The sequence below is a fragment of the Kitasatospora purpeofusca genome (genome assembly GCF_000718025.1).
Classification (GTDB): Bacteria; Actinomycetota; Actinomycetes; order Streptomycetales; family Streptomycetaceae; genus Kitasatospora; species Kitasatospora purpeofusca.
The window spans coordinates 1-16,261 of the sequence record NZ_JODS01000027.1; the positions used below are offsets into that span (position 1 = coordinate 1).

Consider the following 16,261-nt stretch of genomic DNA (forward strand, 5'->3'; position numbering starts at 1 on the left):
CAGGGCCTCCTCGGCGATGCCGGAGGCGTAGGAGGCGCCGCCGCCGCCGTGCACGTGCAGGTCGACGAAGCCGGGCACGACGGTGTACCCGGCCAGGTCCAGATCGCCGGGAGTGGCGGTACCGCCGAGGCCGGCGATGTCCCTCCCCCGGATCGAGAGCCGGCCGTTCTCCACGACGCGGCCGGGCAGGACCAGCCGGGCGCCGGACAGTGCGAGCAGGTCCGCGGTCACGCGGTCACCTCCGGGAGGAGGACGCGGGCCACCGGCCTCCCGCCCCGCCGGTCGGATCCTGGCAGTGGGCGGCGGTCGGCAGCGCGCGTCGATCGAAATTGTTCGCTGTGCCGGGTACTTTAATCAGTTCCGAGCAGGCTGCCCCCAGGGGTGACTTGTCGCATACCTGCCGCCCTGCCAGCACCGAAGCCCCGTTCCCCGGTTTCCCCGACCGCCGCTGCGGTACGGACCAAGCCTCGTCTAGACTCCCCGACATGCTCAAAGCTGACCGGACCGCCAAGATCCTCGCTCACGTCACCGAAGCGGGGAGCGCCGATGTGCACGCGCTGGCGGAGCTGCTGGGCGTCTCCACCGCGACGGTCCGCCGCGACCTCCAGGAGCTGCACGACCAGGGTCTGCTGCACCGCACCCGCGGCGGCGCGGTGACCGGAACCGTCAATCTGGAGCTGCCGCTGCGCCACCGGCACGGCAAGCGGCAGGCCGAGAAGCGCCGGATCGCCCTGGCCGCCGAACGCCTGGTGCCGGAGGGCGCCGTGGTCGGCCTGACCGGCGGCACCACCACCAGCGAGCTCGCCCGGGTGCTCGCCGAGCGCGGCGGCGTCACCATCGTGACCAACGCGGTCAACATCGCCGCCGACCTGATCGTCCGGCCGGAGATCCGGCTGGTGGTGGTCGGCGGCATCGCGCGGTCGGCCAGCTACGAGCTGGTCGGGCCGGCCGCCGAGCGGATGCTCTCGCAGTACCACCTGGACGTCGCGTTCATCGGCGTCGACGGCCTCACCGCCGGCGAGGGCTGCACCACGCACGACGAGATGGAGGCCCACACCGACCAGGCCTTCCTGCGCAGTGCCTCGCGCTGCGTCGTCCTGGCGGACAGCAGCAAGGTCGGGCTGGTGACCTTCGCCGCGATCTGCCCGCTGACGGACATCCACGACCTCGTCACCGACGACGGGTTGACCGGCGCGCAGGAGAAGGCCGTCACCGGCTGCGGCGTGCGGGTGCTGCGCGCCTGACCCCGGTCGGCCGACCGCTCGCCGACCCGCTCCGCCCGACCCGCTCAGCCCGACCCACTCGCCCCGGCCCCGGACCCACGGCAGCCGGGGCTTCGACGTCGGCGTGCCTCCGGGCGCGCGTGCGTCCGTGCACACTCCGTGCTTTTGCACCCCTTGCAAACAAAATTGAGCAGAGGGCGGGCCGTCCGAATGTCCGGCCGCCCCCGGGCCCGCCGCGCGACCGCCGCCGCGGACTCCGACCGACCTCCTTCGCGCCCGACCGAGCCACTACGACCAGCCATGGAACAGAATCTGACGATACGTCGGAGCCTTGTCGTCGGGAGCGGTCGGACCCCTCGGTCGACCGCACGGTCCGCAACGGTCCGGTAACGGCAACTAGACCGTCCGGCGCCCCTCGTGAATACTTCCGTGCACAACGGGCGGCAGGCACTTCAGACTTGCGCGAAAAAGGCTGTCTTCGAGCACAATCAAGCAGCCATGGTCGCTTGCCGCCCGTTCAACAGCCGACAGGTGCACAGAGCGGTGGCCTCCCCCAGCCCCGCGACGCACCGGTGCGGTGCTCGGCTTCTGCACTCCCAGGAACGAACCCACCCCTCGCAACACCGGTTCGCAGGACGAAGGCGGTACACGGCCATGAACAAGCGGCTCCTCGGCATCCCCCTGTTGTGCGCCACCGCGGCGCTGACGCTCACCGCGTGCGGCAGCGGCGGATCCAGCGGCTCCGGCGGCGGCAACGTCACCCTCAAGCTGGTCGCGGCCGACTACGGCGACAAGGCCTCCAACAGCTCCAAGGGCTACTGGGACGGCGTCGCCGCCGCCTTCACCGCGGCCCACCCCGACATCAAGGTCGACGTCCAGGTCATCAACTGGAACGACATCGACAGCCAGGTCAAGACCATGATCCAGAGCGGGAACGTCCCCGACGTGCTGCAGACCGGCGGCTACGCCGACAAGGTCGCGGACGACCTGCTCTACAAGGCCGAGGACGTGCTCTCCACCGCGACCAGGGCCAACCTGATCGCCACCTTCGCCGACGCCGGCAAGGTCAAGGACACCCAGTACGGCATCCCCTTCGTCTCCTCCGCCCGCGCCTTCTTCTACAACAAGGCCCTGTTCCAGCAGGCCGGCATCGCCCAGCCCCCCACCACCTGGGACGAACTCAAGGCCGACGCCGAGAAGATCAAGGCGAAGGTGCCGGGCGTGACCCCCTACGCCCTGCCGCTGGGCCCGGAGGAGGCCCAGGGCGAGAGCATGATCTGGGAGCTCGGCAACGGCGGCGGCCACACCGACCGCAGCGGCGCCTACACCCTCGACAGCCCCGCCAACGTCGCCACGTTCAGCTGGCTCAAGACCAACCTGGTGCAGCCGGGCCTCACTTACGCCAACCCGGCCACCACCGACCGCAAGACCGCCTTCGCCGACTTCGCCGCCGGCAAGACCGCCATGCTCAACGGCCACCCCTCGCTGATCCAGATGTCCACCGAGGGCAAGGTCGACTACGGTGTGGCGCCCATCCCCGGCAAGACCGGGCCGCTCAAGTCCACCCTGGGCGTGGCGGACTGGACGATGGCGTTCAAGAAGAACGGTCACGCGACGCAGATCAAGGCCTTCCTCGACTTCGCGTACAGCAAGGAGAACACCCTCAAGTTCGTCGAGACCTACAACCTGATGCCCGTCACCCAGGACACCCTGAAGGAGATGAGCACGGGCGGCAAGCACAAGGACCTCGAACCCTTCTTCGCCCTGCTGCCCGGCGCCGCCTTCTACCCCCTGGGCGACACCGCCTGGGACAAGGTCTCCGCCGAGCTCAAGAAGGGCATCGGCTCCGCGGTCGCCGACGACCCCGCCAAGGTCCTGGGCGACCTGCAGAAGAAGGCCCAGGCCGCGGTCGCCGACAAGTAGCCCGCCCGCGCGCCCGGCTGCACGGCACCGCACCCGCCGCACCCGCGGCTCCCGCCGCACCCTCCGGGCGGCGCGCGCCCTCCCGCGCGCCGCCCGGCCGGCGGGCCCACACGCCCGGAAGGCACCCTCGTGTCCCCCAAGTCCACTGCCCCACAAGGCCGGAGGGCCGGCCGACGCCCGGCCGGCCGCTCCCTCGCCGCCCGGCTCGGCCCGCTGCCGTGGATCGGCCCGGCCGTCCTGCTGATCGTCCTGGTGGTCCTGTGGCCGGTCTACGAGATGGTCCGCACCTCCTTCCTGCGGATCAGCACCAGCGGCTTCGTCCGCGGCTCGGCCGGACTCGACAAGTACCGCAAGCTCTTCGACGAGCCCGACCTCGGCCGGGTGATCGTGCACACCGTGGTCTGGACGCTGGCCGTGGTCGGGCTGACGATGCTGATCTCGCTGGCCCTGGCCCAGCTCTTCGACCAGCGCTTCCCCGGACGCCGGTTCACCCGCTGGGCCCTGATCGCGCCCTGGGCGGCCTCGGTGCTGATGACCTCCATCGGCTTCAAGTGGATGCTCAACCGGACCTCCGGGGTGCTCAACACGCTGCTCGCCGACGTGGGCCTGATCGACGCGCCCCGGGACTGGCTCGGCGACCCGGACACCGCCTGGCCCTGGATGATGCTGGTGGCGGTCTTCGTCTCGCTGCCCTTCACCACCTACACCCTGCTCGCCGGCCTCCAGACCGTCCCGGCCGAACTGCACGAGGCGGCCAGGGTGGACGGCGCCGGCGCGTTCCAGACCTATCTGCGGATCACCCTGCCGCTGCTGCGGCCGGCCTTCCTGGTCGGCCTGGTGATCAACCTGATCAACGTCTTCAACTCCTTCCCCGTGATCTGGGGCATGACCCAGGGCGGGCCGAACAGCGACACCGCCACCACCACGGTGTTCATGTACCAGTTGAAGAACACCGACATCGGCGAGTCGGCCGCCATGTCCGTCGTCAACTTCGCCCTGGTCGTCCTGATGGTCCTGCTCTTCCTCAGGGTCAGCCGGTGGAACCAGGAGGAGAACTGATGCAACCGACAGAACGTCAGGCCGTGCTCCGGCCCCGGCGCGAGCCGATCCGGCCCCGCACCCTCGTCGTCGCCGCCGTCGCCTGGGGGCTGGCCGCGCTGTTCCTGCTGCCGTACCTGGAGATGGTGGTCACCGCCGTCCGGCCGGCCGACGAACTGCGCGACGCCGGCTATCTGCCCAGCCACTTCGCCTGGTCCAACCTGGTCGACGTCTGGCGGGACTCCACCCTCGGCACCAACCTCCGGGTCACCCTGCTGGTCGCCGGCGGCTCCACCCTGCTGGCCCTCGCGGTGGCCCTGCCCGCCGCGTACTGCACCGCCCGCACCCGCTTCCGCGGCCGCAAGCTGTTCCTGCTGCTGGTCCTGGTCACCCAGATGTTCCAGCCGACGGCGCTGCTGGTCGGGCTCTACCGCGAGTTCCACCAGCTCGACATGCTCAACTCGGTGTGGACGCTGATCCTCTGCAACGCCGCGTTCAACCTCGCCTTCACCGTCTGGATCCTCACCGCCTACATAGGCTCCATCCCGGTGGCGCTGGAGGAGGCCGCGATGCTCGACGGTCTCGGGCGGTTCGGCACCCTGCGGAAGGTGGTGCTGCCGCTGGCGATGCCCGGCGTCGTCACCGCGGTCGTCTTCACCTTCATCTCCGCCTGGAACGAGTTCGTGATGGGCCTCACCCTCTCCACCCGGTCCGACAGCCAGCCCCTGACCGTCGGCATCAACAGCTTCATCGGCAACTACACCGTCCAGTGGAACTTCCTGTTCGCCGGCTCGGTGATCGCGATCCTGCCGGTGGTGGTGCTGTTCGCCGTGATCGAGCGCCATGTCGTCTCCGGCCTGACCGCCGGTTCGGTGAAATAGCAGGATGTGCTGACGGCGGACTCTCAGACCGCCGCGGGAAAGTCCTTGCGCTTGATCTTGGCCCGGCGGCCGTCGGGGTGGTGGAACACGATGCCCTCCGCCAGGGTGCCCGGGGCGTAGCGGCTCTCCAGGCCGGCGAGGAACTCCCGCAGGCCGTGGTAGCTGCGCGGCACGGCGGTGTACACCGGCGCCGCCAGGTCGAACGGCACGCACAGGTGGTCGTCCAGCGCCAGCGGGTTGCCCTGGATCCGCGGGCCGAGGGCCTCGCAGGGGTGCTCGCCGTCCGGCCAGGCGGTCACATCGGTGTTGTCGGCCGCGGTCAGGATCCAGCGGTCCTCGGGCCCGTCCCGGTCGGTGTCGACGTACCAGCCGTCGACGATGCCCTGCTGCTTCTGCGCCTTGCTCGGGTTGCGCCGCTTCTCCACCCGCACCAGGTGGCCGCCGCGGACGGTCAGCCGCACATTGGTGCCGTCCAGCTTCTCCGTCGGCGCGCCCTCCCCGGCGAAGACCCAGGCGCACTCGGCCCGCGGCCGGTCCACGACGCGGAAGTCGCCGTCGCGCTCGAACAGCGTGGGGATCTTCTCCATGACCTGCCTGCCTCTCCTGACCTGCCCGACCAGTTCCTCGTGCGTGATCGCCCCCGTGGCCAGCCCGCTCGCCAGGGACCGCACCAGGTCCGCGACCGAGACCTCGGCGTCCACCGCGACGCGCTTGAGCGCCTTCTTCTCCTCCGGCGAGACCCACGCGACCAGCCGGGACCAGCCCTCGGGCGGGGTCCAGCGCGCCAGTCGTTCCGGGTCCTTGCGCGGCCGGCCGCGCCGTTTGGGCTCTTCCTCCATGGCCGGGAGCCTAGGAGCCCGTTTGATGTTGTGTCAATTGGCATAACAGTAATTACGACGGCGCGGGGGCGGCCGGGAAGGGCTGCCCCCGCGCGCGTCGCGGGCGAGCGGGCCGGGTCGGGCCGGGTCAGGTCGGGTCACTGTGGTCGGCGGACCGTCCACCGCCGGTCGCCGAGGTCGGGCCGGCCCCGCTCAGCTCGTGGCGAGCATCCGGAAGTCGTACGCCCGCGGCAGCGGGGAGTCGGGCTCGGCGTCGCGGGTCGCGCGCTGGTGGGCGAACCACAGTTCGTGCAGGGTGCCTTCGCCCTCGCGCACGTCGGCCAGTTCGATGCCCTCGTGCAGGATGCGGCCGCAGCGCCCGGTGTCGCCGGAGTCGAGTGCGGCGCGGGCCTCGGTCCAGCGGACGCGGCCCAGGGAGCGGTGGGCCGGGGGGAGGGCGGCGAGCAGCGACAGGACTTCCTGCGGGGCTCCGGCGCGCAGCAGGACCCCGGCCGTCTCCAGGGCCAGTGGCAGCAGGGCGGGCTCCAGCCGGAGGGCTTCGCGGTAGGCGCGAGCGGCTTCGGTGAGGTCGCCGGTGCGGTCGGCGAGGGCGGCGAGGTTGCGCCAGGCCCAGGCGGTGGGCCGGCTCCCGACCGAGTGCGACCAGCTCTCGCGGGCACCGTCCAGGTCACCGGCGTAGGCGCGCAGGACTCCGAGGTGCAGCTGGGCGAGCCAGCCGTCCGCCTTCCTGAGCGGCTCCTCCCAGGCGGGGTCGACCTGGTAGGAGAGCGGCGGCTGCGCCGGCTCGGCCGGGGAGAGGCGCCCGTGTTCGAGGAGCTCCAGCCACAGCTCCTGTTCGGGGCCGAGCGTCGAGTCCGGGAACGGGGTGCCGGACGCCTCCCGGGCGGGTTCGCCGGCGTGGGCCCGGCGGTGGCGCTCCAGGGCGCCCCAGCCGGATCCGGTCGCCAGGATCTCGACCGGCTCCTGGTCCAACCACGCCTCGGCCGAGGCGAGTTCGGCTTCCAGTACGCTCGCCGGGACGAGCGTGTCGACGCCGTCGCGGGCCGCTTCGCGCGCCGCGGTCCAGTCCTCGCCGTGGACCGCGGCGGGGTCGGCCTCCAGGAGTCCGTAGGCCTCCACCCAGGACCATCGCGCGCCGGCGGGCATCGGCACGTGTTCGAGCTGGGTGCGGGCCAGGCCGGCCTGGATCTCCAGGTAGGCGCTGTCCGGCCCGGACAGCCAGTCCTGCCAGTGCCGACCTCCCTCGCCCTGTCCCCAGAGGAACAGCTTGCGGCCGCGCAGCCGGTCCGTCGACGCCTGGACCAGGCCCCGGCCGCCGGCGTCGAGTGCGGCGATCCAGCGGCGGCGGCCGTCGGGGATGTCGAAGAAGTAGTCGGCCGCGTCCCGGGACAGGGTGGTGCGGGTCAGGTCGGTGCCGTCGGGGGCGGGGAGTGCGACGTGGCGGACCCGGCGGTCGTAGGAGAACTGCCACGCCGCGTCCGCCGGGGACAGCACCCGCACGTCCGGTGCCTCGGGCACGGCGATGTTCGACCACCAGTACATCGGCACCGCGGTGTCGCGCGGGTTGGTGATGCGGACGTGGACGAGCAGGACCTGGGAGTCCTCGGGCAGGTAGGCGTCGATCTGGTGGACGACGCCGCGGATCCGCTCGTACTCCCACATCCGCAGCACCGGGGTACCGTCCGGGCGCAGCACGCGCGCGGCGTGCAGGGGTTCGCAGGTGGTGGGGGCGTGGCCGATGGTGCCGATGTTCCACTCCACGCCGCCGGCCAGCCAGGCTCCCCGCAATGCGAGGTTGGCGGGCTGGAACACCGGGTTGCGGAAGAGGAGTTCACGTCCGGTCGGCTTGTGGACCAGCGACCAGAGGCGGCCGCCGGCGCCGAGCAGGAAGGTCGCCCGCAGGGTGGCGTTCTCCAGTACCGCGGCCGGGTGTTCGGCGGGTGCCCGTTCGCGGGTGTAGCCGTCCTGCATCAGGTACGGCATGACGGAGGGCACCCGGCCGTAGCCGATGTTGTGCCGCATCTCGTCGTCGGCCTGACTCGCGTCGGCGACCTCGTGGAGGTCTGCCCCGGTGAAGAGGGGCGGGAGGGGGTTGACGGGGCCGACCGGTGCGGTCGGCAGGGTCAGCGTGGTCAGCCGCAGCTCACTCATCTGTCTTCTGCCTTTGTGAGTCGGGTGGCGGGCTACGAGTCCCGGTGACGGGCTATTTGACGCTGCCGGAGGTCAGGCCGGCCTTCCAGTAGCGCTGGAGCAGGAGGAACATCACGACGATCGGGACGACCGAGAGCAGTGAGCCCGTGATGATCAGGTTGTAGGGGACGGTCTGGCCGCGCTGTTCCTTCCAGGCGACCAGCCCGACGGTGACCGGCTGCAGGCGGTCGTTGGCGAGCATCAGCGACGGCAGCAGGTAGTTCGTCCAGATGGTCACGAACTGGAACAGGAAGATGGTGACCAGCGACGGCTGGAGCACCCGCAGCGCGAGGGACCGGAAGATCCGGAACTCGCCCGCACCGTCGAGCCGGCCCGCCTCCAGGAGCTCGTCCGGTACCGCGGCGGCCGCGTAGATGCGTGCCAGGTAGACGCCGAACGGGCTGACGACGCTGGGGACGAAGACCGCCCAGAAGGTGTTGACCACATGGGTGGCCGAGAACATCAGGTAGAGCGGCAGGGCGAACAGCGGGGCCGGGATGAGGATGGCGCCGAGCACGGTGTTGAACACCGCCTCGCGGCCCCGGAAGGTGTACTTCGCGAGGACGTACCCGGCCATGGAGGAGAGCAGTGTCGCCACCACGGCTCCGCCCACCGCGTAGAGCACGCTGTTGAGCAGCCAGCGGCCGAAGATGCCGTCCTGGACACCGAGCAGGGTCGAGACGTTGTGCACCAGTTCGATCCGCCCGGCGAACCAGAAGCCGTTGCTGGAGAACAGGTCGCTGCTGCTCTTGGTGGCGGAGACGACCAGCCACCAGACCGGCAGCAGGGAGTAGAGCGCGGCGATCAGCAGGACGGCGATCACTCCGGCCCGGCCGGCCCGGTCCGTGGTCCTCACTGGGCTCCTCCGCGCTTGTTGACGAACCGCATGAATCCGAAGGACAGCACGAAGATCACCAGGGCGAGGATCACCGAACGGGTCGCCGCCGCGTGGTAGTTGTTCGCCGCGACCTCGTTCTGGGCGGCCATGATCGGCGTCCAGTCACCGGCCAGGTTGGGAGCGACGGCCTTCATGATGACGGGCTCGTTGTAGAGCTGGGCCATGCCGATGATGGAGAACACGGTGGTCATCACCAGGGCCGGCCGGACCATCGGGATCTTGATGTGCCAGGCGAGCCGCCAGCCGGTGCAGCCGTCCAGCTCCGCCGCCTCGGTGAACTCGCCCGGGATCGCCTTCAGGGCGGAGTGGATGACGATCATGTTGTAACCGGTCCAGCCCCAGGTCAGCATGTTGCCGACCGACCACGGCAGCATGCCGTCGGAAGTGAAGTCGACGTGCAGCCCGATCCGGCCGAGGGCGTCGGCGATCGGGCTGACGTCCGGCTGGTAGAGGAAGGACCACATCAGGCCGCCGATCACGCCGGGGATGGCGTACGGCAGGAAGAAGCCGAGCCGGAAGAACCGCTTGAACGGAGTGCGGCGGGCGTCCAGCAGCAGGGCCAGGACGAGCGCCAGACCCAGCATCAGCGGCACCTGGACCAGGCCGATCAGCACCACCCGGACGATCGAGGCGGTGAAGGCGTGGTCGCCCAGCGCGTCCGTGTAGTTGGACAGTCCGGTGAAGACCTCGGAGGGGGGAGCGAGGCCGAGCCCGGAGCGGTGCAGCTTGTACAGGCTCTCGTACAGGGCGTAGCAGATCGGGGCGACGAACGTGACGGCGAACAGCGTGCCGAACGGCGCCAGGAACCCCAGCGGGGCCCAGCGGCGGCCGTCGGTCCGGCGCCGCCGGGCGGGGCCGGCCTTCGACCGGGACGGTTCCGGAGTGTCCCCGGTGCGCACCTTCGAGCGCGCCCGGGTCGCAACAGAGGAGGGGCTCATGGTCAGCCGATTTCCATGCCCTGGGTCTTCATCTCGGCCACGGTCTGCGCCTGGGTCTCGGCCAGCGCGGCGTCCAGGCCGAGGCCGCCCGCTCCCGCCTTGCCGAGGCCGTCGCCGAGCACGCCCGAGGTCTTGGTCATGACCGGGCCCCAGCGGAAACCGGTGTCGACGCGGCCGGCGCTCTCCTTGAACACGTCGAAGATCGTCTGGCCGCCGTAGAACGGGTCCGGCTGGTGCAGCGCCGGGTTCTCCAGGCCGGAGAGCGCCGCCGGGTAGATCCCCGTCTCCTTGATCAGGTTGCTGACGCTGGCCTGGTCGGTGCCGAACCAGTGGGCGAACTCGACGGCCTCCTTGACGTGCTTGCAGCCCTTCAGCACGGCGTTGGGGGAACCGCCCGCGTTGCCGGTGGCCGGGGCCGCCGCGTCCCAGACCGGCATCGGGGCGACGGCCCAGTTGCCGGAGGTCTGCTTGACGCTGTCGGCCAGGATCGGGGTGTCCCAGACCGCGTTGACGTCGGAGAGGATCGTGCCCTCCCCCATGCCCTTGTAGAGCGCGGTGTCGAAGCTCGGCACGGTCTTGACGAGCTTCCTGTCGATCAGGTCCTGCCAGAACGCCGTGACCTTCTTCGTCGCCGGGTCGTTGAGGTTCACGGTCCACTTGTCGCCGCTGGTGCCGAACCACTTGGCGCCCGCCTGCCAGGCGAGTCCCGCGAAGTTGTAGGCGTCGTTGCCGAAGTAGCCGATGTAGGCGTTCGGGTCGGCCGCGTGGATGATCGCCGCATCGGCGGCGTACTCGTCCCAGGTCCTGGGCGCGGCGGCGATGCCGTACTTGGTGAACAGGTCCTTGCGGTAGATCAGCGCCATCGGGGCGATGTCCACCGGCAGGCCGAAGGTGCGCCCGGAGACCCCGGACTGGGCGAAGGCCCAGGGGGCGTACTCCTTGGCGTAGGGCGCGGCGGCTTCCGTCGCGTCCTGGAGGGCTCCGGCGGCGGCGAAGGTGGGGAGGGTCTCGAAGCCGACCGATCCCAGACAGGGCGCGTTGCCCGCCTTCACCGCGTTGAGCATCTTGGTGTAGCCGCCCTTGGAGCCGGGCGAGATCTTGCTGTAGGTGACCTTGATGCCGGGGTGCGCGGCGTTGAAGAGCTCGACGGACTTCTCGTAACCGGGGGCCCAGCCCCAGAACTCGACGGTGACCGGTCCCGAGGCCTGCTCGGCCGACCCGTCGGAGCCGCAGGCGGCGGCGAAGGCCGTCAGCGACGTGAGCGCCATGGCGAGGGTGGCCGCTCTGAACGGGCGTGACTTCATGGGGAGGCCCTCATCTCTGCCTGCCGCGGGCGGGGCGCACGGCCCGGACGCGGTGGTGGGGGAACCCGCTGACGCTGCGGGTTGTTAGTTCGGCTAGTGTGTTAATTAAGAATGGCGCTGTCAAGGGATGCGTCGGAACGTTCTGCAAACAGGCCCCACCAGCCCGCAGAGCGGTTCGAAACGGGCATAGCGCCGCATCCCGCGGTCGCGCCGGGGCGAGTTTCTTCGAACGGTGCATCAACTAACATGGTCAAGATCGGCCCTGCCCTGCGCGCAGGATCCGGAGCGGAACGAGGAGACGACGTGCAGCCAGGACAGCGCGGCACCACCGGCACGGGCGCCGGCCCGGCCGGCCGCACCCACCCGGGCGCGGCACCGACCCCGGCCACCGGGGCCGCCGCCGTCATGGCGGGCTACCCCGAGGCGGCCGACAAGGCCTCGCTGCGCCGCACCAACCTCGGCGTGTTGCTGCGTCACCTGCGCGACAGCGGCCCGCAGTCCCGCACCCACCTGTCCACCGCGACCGGTCTGCCCAAGGCGACGGTCTCGGTCCTGGTCGCCGACCTGATCGAGCGCGGCCTGGTCCGCGAGGGCGAACTCGACCGCGCCGGCTCGATCGGCCGGCCGCACCGCATGGTCGAACTCGACGGCCGCCGCATCTGCGGCATCGGCGCGGAGATCGGTGCCGACCACATCACCGTGCTCGCGCTCGATCTGCGCGGCACGGTCGTCCACGAGGACCGCCGCGCGCTCGACGTGCCGGCACTGACCGCCCGGGCCGCCCTGGCGGAGGTCGCCGACCTCGTCGCGGACTGCCTGAGCGCCGTCGCCGAGCGGGACATGCACCCGATCGGGATCACCCTCGTCACCCAGGGGTCGGTCGACGCCGCCTCCGGAAGCGTCGTCGTCGCCACCAACTTCGGCTGGCGGGGCGTACGGGCGGCCCAGGAGCTGCGGGTGCGGCTCGGCCGGGACGCCCCGCCCGTCCTGGTCGAGAACGACGCCGAGTCCGGCGCCCTCGCCGAATACCTCGCCGCCCCCGGCACCGACGTCCGCGAACTCGTCTACGTCACCGGCGGGATCGGCGTCGGCGGCGCCAGCATCTCCGGCGGCAAACTGCTGCGCGGCTCGGAGATCGGGCACATGAAGCTCGACCGGCTCGACCGGCCCTGCCCGTGCGGGCGGACCGGCTGCTGGGAGGTCGCCGTCGGGCTCCAGGCCTTCCTGGACGCGGCCGCCGACCCGACGGACCGGGTGCACGACCTCTCCGTCGACCTGGCCGAACGCCTCGGCGACCTGCTCGACCGGGCCGACGCGGGGGACCCGAGAACCCTCTCGGCTCTCGCCGGCCTCGCCGGGGACCTCGCCCTCGGGCTGAGCGTCCTGGTGGACGTCCTCAATCCGCCCAGGATCGTTCTCGGCGGGTACTTCGCGGTGTTCGGCCGCTACCTGGTGGAGCCCGCGCAGCAGGTCCTCGACGAGCGCAGGATCGCCCCCACCACCGAGCGGGTGGTCGTGGCCGCCTCGACGCTCGGGCTCTCCAACGCCGCGCGGGGCGGCGCGCTGCTGGCGCTCGCCGGCATCTTCCAGGACCCCTCCGTCGTTCCGGTCCGGCCGGCCCCGGAGGACAGCGACACCTGGCCGCTCTGAGGACCCGGCCGGGGCCTCCACCGCCCCGGCCGCCGGGCCCGGCGGCCAGTGCTGAATCCTGCTCCGACTTGCTCGAACATCAGCATTTCCGACCAGAAAACCGCATGATCTGTGCGCCCAGCTGCCCGGTTGCGTCCCGAGGAGCACCTTCCGGGCCGCTGCCCGGTGCCGTCGGCCGACCTGCCCGCACCTGCACGGCGACAGGCTCGACCGGCGCATCCCGATCGCTGAGTGAGCCCTTGACAGTCGCGACGTCCCCTGCCACCGTTTGATCGCAGTTGCTCTCTGACGCAGGTTTTCGAGCAACTTCGGCCAGATCGAACCCGGGGACATCGAGATGTCCCTCGGACCACCGCTCCTCGCCCGACACCCGGGCCCTCGGAGCCGGACGTCCCCCTTCACGGCGCCGATCGCCGTAGCCCCGCCCGACCGTCGCCGTGCCGACAGGCCCCCGGCGGCCCACGCGGGAATCCCGAACGGCAGTCCCCAACGGCAATCCCGAACGGCAGTCCCGGTCGGCTCCTCCCCCACCAGTGCGTTGTCCCCCCAAGGAGCTCTCGTGTCATCCCCGCCGCGCAGAATCCTCGCCACCGCCCTCGCCACCGCGCTCCTCGCGCTCGGCGGCGCCGCCACCCCAGCCGCAACAGCGGCGACCCCCGACAGTGCCGCTTACACGATCAGCGTCGGGTCCCCCGTCCCGTACCCGCACCCGACGGACACCCCCGCCGTCCCGTACACCGACAAGGACGGCACGTTCTACTTCCAGCAGTCGGCCGCCCTGTACGGCACCGACCAGCCCAGGTACTGGGACTTCTTCACCGGGACCGACTTCGACACCGCCTCCCGGTCGAGCGCCGTCAGCGACGCGGTGAACCCGGCCAACGCCAACGACCGGAACAACGACACGACCTGGCGGTGCAACAACAGCCCGACCGGCCTCACGTCGAGCTTCGCCGTCGGCAGCACCAGCTACTCGCAGAAGAACTTCTGCGACCTGTCGGGGATCTGGGTCGACCCGGACACCGGTGACTGGTACGGCCTGGTCCACAACGAGTTCACCCCGCAGCCCTTCGGCGACGGCCTCCACTTCGACGCCATCGACTACACGGTCTCCACCGACCAGGGCCGCACGTGGACCATCAAGGACCACGTGATCACCTCGCCGTTCAGCACCGTCCGGGGCGACACCACGCAGTTCCCCAACCAGACCTACCACTACGGCGACGGCGACCAGCGCCTGTTCGTCGACACCGCCTCGGGCTACTTCTACGTCTTCTACGGCTCGCGCATCGTCGACAAGAGCGGCGGCTGGAAGGCCTTCCACGAGCACGTGGCCCGGGCGCCGATCTCCGGCAAGATGGCGCCCTCCAGCTGGCAGAAGTGGTACGACGGCGCTTGGTCCCAGGCCGGGGTCGGCGGCAGGGAGAGCAACATGGTGCCGGTCGGCGCCTCCAGCACCACCGGCTACACCCCGGCCGCGGGCGAGTACGACCCGGCGAACACCGGCACCTCGGCCCAGCAGATCAGCGCGGGTACGATGCCGGCGACCTCGCCGCTGTTCGTCATGGACATCACCTACAACGCGCACCTGGGCCTGTACATCGGCGAGCCGCAGGGCGTCGACCAGAGCGGGAACGCCCCCCAGCAGTACTACGCCACCGACAACCTGGCCACCCAGAAGTGGTACCCGATCGGCGACAGCGGCAGCTACCGCACCGCCTCCTGGTACCGCTGGTTCCTCGACAGCGCGAACCGCACCAGCTCCAACATCGTCGGCAAGAACTTCCGCACCTACTGCGCCTTCGGCTGCTCGGGCGGCGCGTCCGGCGAGTACGTGGACGTGAGCATCGGCTCGTCCGCACCCGCCCCGGCCCCGGTCGACCCGACCAAGGCCTACCGGATCTCCGGCGGCAACGGCCAGATCCTCGCCCAGGTCCCCAGCAGCTCCGCGACCACCTCCGTCGCCACGGCCACCGCCTCCGCGCTGCAGTCCTGGGTGTTCACCGGCAACGGCGACGGCTCCTACCGGATCACCAACGCCTCGACCGGGAAGCTGCTCGGCGTCGACGCCTCCTCGAAGGCGGGCCGTGCCTGGGGCGCCAAGCCGATCGTCACCGCCGCCGGTGCGATCGGCCCCGCCGTCGGACAGCAGTGGTTCGTCGTCCCCGGAACGTCCGCGAGCAACGGCTCCGCCTCCGGAACGTACCACCTGGTCAACCGCTACAGCGGCCTGGTGATCGGGCTGTCCGCGGACACCGCCCGCCCGACGGAGACCACGCCGACCCGCACCTGGACCAACACCACGAGCAGCCCGGTCGGCGGGACGCGCGGAGCGGCCGAGCAGACGCTGACCCTGACCCAGACCGGCCCCGCGCCCGCGATCGTCACGGTCACCGACCCCGGCGCCCGGTCGAGCAAGGTCAACACCGCCGTCAGCCTGCAGATCCAGGCGAACGCCGGCGGCGCCGGCACCCTCTCCTACAGCGCGAGCGGCCTGCCCACCGGCCTGACGATCAACGCCACCACCGGCCTGATCACCGGCACCCCCACCACCGCCGGCGCCTACACCACGACGGTCACCGCCACCGCCGGAACCACCACCGGCAGCACCACCTTCACCTGGACCGTCACCACCGCCCTCGACGGCACCCACACCCTCACCGCCTCCGGCAAGGCCCTCGACGACCCCAACCACTCCACCGCCCCCGGCACCCAGCTCATCACCTACACCCCCGGCACCGGCGCCAACCAGAAGTGGATCTTCACCCAGCAGACCGACGGCACCTACCGCATCGCCAACGCCGAGTCCGGCCTCTGCATGGACGTCAACGGCGGATCCACCACCGCCGGCACCGCCGTCATCCAGTGGCCCTGCACCACCGGCACCAACCAACGCTGGACCGTGACCCCCGCCACCAGCGGGGGCTACAAGATCACCTCCAAGGTCAGCGGACTCCTCCTCACCACCGCCTCCACCACCAACGGAGCCCTCGTCACCCAGCAACCGGACACCGACAGCGCGCTCCAGCGCTGGACCGTCAACTAGCCACCACCACAGGCACGCAGGCAGGAAAGGGCCTCCCGGCCGGAGCGGACGCTGCGTCCGCTCCGGCCGGGAGGCCCCACCCCTCGCCCGCAGGTCGGAGTTGTGGTTCTGCGTTCCCGGCTCCGGCCGATGCACGATCGGACCCTGGTTGATCGTACGTAGGGATCCGACGGTGCCGGCAGGCGTCGGCCATGGGCGAGGAGCGGTACGAAGGTCGGGTCCTCGTGCAGCCGACCGCCTGGCGCGCCCTCCGTAACTGCTCGAGCTCGTCCTCATCAAGCTCATCAACGGCGAGCCCGGCGAGGACACCCGCCCGGACCGGGCGCCGGGT

Annotated in this window: 11 protein-coding genes and 1 pseudogene; 6 read left to right on the forward strand and 6 right to left on the reverse strand. The window is 71.0% G+C overall.

Annotated elements, in window-relative coordinates; all coding sequences use genetic code 11:
* Nucleotides 1-231 (reverse strand): annotated as a pseudogene (locus IF01_RS0130290) (N-acetylglucosamine-6-phosphate deacetylase); the annotation flags it as partial.
* A 254-nt stretch (nucleotides 232-485) separates the two neighbouring features.
* On the opposite strand from IF01_RS0130290, the gene IF01_RS0130295 reads away from it, so the two are divergent.
* From IF01_RS0130295 to IF01_RS0130310, 4 genes are all read left to right on the forward strand, one after another.
* Complete coding sequence (locus IF01_RS0130295) at nucleotides 486-1,244, forward strand: DeoR/GlpR family DNA-binding transcription regulator (RefSeq protein WP_037781705.1); 759 nt, start codon at nucleotides 486-488, stop codon at nucleotides 1,242-1,244.
* A 633-nt stretch (nucleotides 1,245-1,877) separates the two neighbouring features.
* Nucleotides 1,878-3,146: an extracellular solute-binding protein gene (locus IF01_RS0130300; protein WP_030396777.1), complete on the forward strand. Its 1,269-nt coding sequence runs from the start codon at nucleotides 1,878-1,880 to the stop codon at nucleotides 3,144-3,146.
* 129 nt (nucleotides 3,147-3,275) lie between these two features.
* Nucleotides 3,276-4,205, forward strand: a complete 930-nt coding sequence (locus IF01_RS0130305; RefSeq protein ID WP_030396778.1) for a carbohydrate ABC transporter permease — start codon at nucleotides 3,276-3,278, stop codon at nucleotides 4,203-4,205.
* Nucleotides 4,205-5,065 carry a carbohydrate ABC transporter permease gene (locus IF01_RS0130310; protein WP_051756507.1) on the forward strand — a complete coding sequence of 287 codons (861 nt, stop codon included), beginning with the start codon at nucleotides 4,205-4,207 and terminating at the stop codon, nucleotides 5,063-5,065. Before IF01_RS0130305 ends, IF01_RS0130310 begins: the two co-directional genes overlap by 1 nt.
* 23 nt (nucleotides 5,066-5,088) lie before the next feature.
* On the opposite strand, the gene IF01_RS0130315 is transcribed toward IF01_RS0130310, so the two are convergent.
* The 5 genes from IF01_RS0130315 to IF01_RS0130335 form a co-directional block, all read right to left on the reverse strand.
* Nucleotides 5,089-5,904, reverse strand: a complete 816-nt coding sequence (locus tag IF01_RS0130315; protein WP_233290478.1) for an RNA ligase family protein — start codon at nucleotides 5,902-5,904, stop codon at nucleotides 5,089-5,091.
* A 192-nt stretch (nucleotides 5,905-6,096) separates the two neighbouring features.
* Nucleotides 6,097-8,055, reverse strand: coding sequence for a DUF5107 domain-containing protein (locus IF01_RS0130320; RefSeq protein WP_030396781.1), 1,959 nt, complete (start codon nucleotides 8,053-8,055; stop codon nucleotides 6,097-6,099).
* A gap of 52 nt (nucleotides 8,056-8,107) precedes the next feature.
* The gene (locus IF01_RS0130325; RefSeq protein ID WP_244215673.1) at nucleotides 8,108-8,950 is read right to left on the reverse strand and encodes a carbohydrate ABC transporter permease; all 843 of its coding nucleotides are present in this window, start codon (nucleotides 8,948-8,950) and stop codon (nucleotides 8,108-8,110) included.
* Nucleotides 8,947-9,930 (reverse strand): carbohydrate ABC transporter permease, encoded by a 984-nt coding sequence (locus IF01_RS0130330; protein ID WP_094745674.1) that lies wholly within the window; start codon nucleotides 9,928-9,930, stop codon nucleotides 8,947-8,949. The genes IF01_RS0130325 and IF01_RS0130330 overlap by 4 nt, the downstream gene beginning before the upstream one ends.
* A 2-nt stretch (nucleotides 9,931-9,932) precedes the next feature.
* The gene (locus IF01_RS0130335) at nucleotides 9,933-11,234 is read right to left on the reverse strand and encodes an ABC transporter substrate-binding protein (RefSeq protein WP_030396784.1); all 1,302 of its coding nucleotides are present in this window, start codon (nucleotides 11,232-11,234) and stop codon (nucleotides 9,933-9,935) included.
* A 303-nt stretch (nucleotides 11,235-11,537) separates the two neighbouring features.
* Between IF01_RS0130335 and IF01_RS0130340 the strand changes: the two genes are divergently transcribed.
* Both IF01_RS0130340 and IF01_RS0130345 read left to right on the forward strand, forming a co-directional pair.
* A complete protein-coding gene (locus IF01_RS0130340; protein WP_199523432.1) occupies nucleotides 11,538-12,884 on the forward strand; it encodes an ROK family transcriptional regulator in 1,347 nt (448 codons plus the stop codon).
* 559 nt (nucleotides 12,885-13,443) lie between these two features.
* Nucleotides 13,444-15,930: an RICIN domain-containing protein gene (locus tag IF01_RS0130345; RefSeq protein ID WP_030396786.1), complete on the forward strand. Its 2,487-nt coding sequence runs from the start codon at nucleotides 13,444-13,446 to the stop codon at nucleotides 15,928-15,930.
* Nucleotides 15,931-16,261 lie beyond the last annotated feature (331 nt).